Source organism: Vallitalea sediminicola (assembly GCF_054408565.1).
The window spans coordinates 1-339 of the sequence record NZ_BTPT01000163.1 but is presented as its reverse complement, the minus strand read 5'-3'; the positions used below and the strand labels follow the sequence as shown (position 1 = coordinate 339).

The 339-nt window shown below is 33.6% G+C and carries 1 protein-coding gene; it reads right to left on the bottom strand.

Going from position 1 to position 339, the window contains the following annotated elements; genetic code table 11:
• A partial coding sequence (locus tag ACX6CF_RS26280) for a hypothetical protein (RefSeq protein WP_458788343.1) occupies positions 1–319 on the bottom strand: 319 nt, incomplete at its 3' end.
• Between the last annotated feature and the right edge of the window lie 20 nt (positions 320–339).

The following is a 339-nucleotide window of genomic DNA, read 5'->3' as shown; positions in this document are numbered from 1 at the left end:
CTATATCAGGTGTGGAATTATACAAGGTATTACCAAAATAATCTTTCCCTCCGTTGTTGGTTATTTTTACACCTGCATTGATACATGGTGAATCTGATTTTATCTTATAAGCTTCACCCGCACTTAATCCTAACCCTTCATAGCCTGGATTAACAAAGCCTGGATTCTCAGTAATTAAGCCTAAGTGTGAAGTTGGTCCATTAATATCGTCAATGGTGCTTGGATAAAAGCAATTATTATAAAATTCTCCTGTTACTTGATCTTTTGAAAATTTTGTAATGGTTCCATGACTTTCTATAATATTATTATAGAATTTCATTACTCTTCCTGTTCCCCATG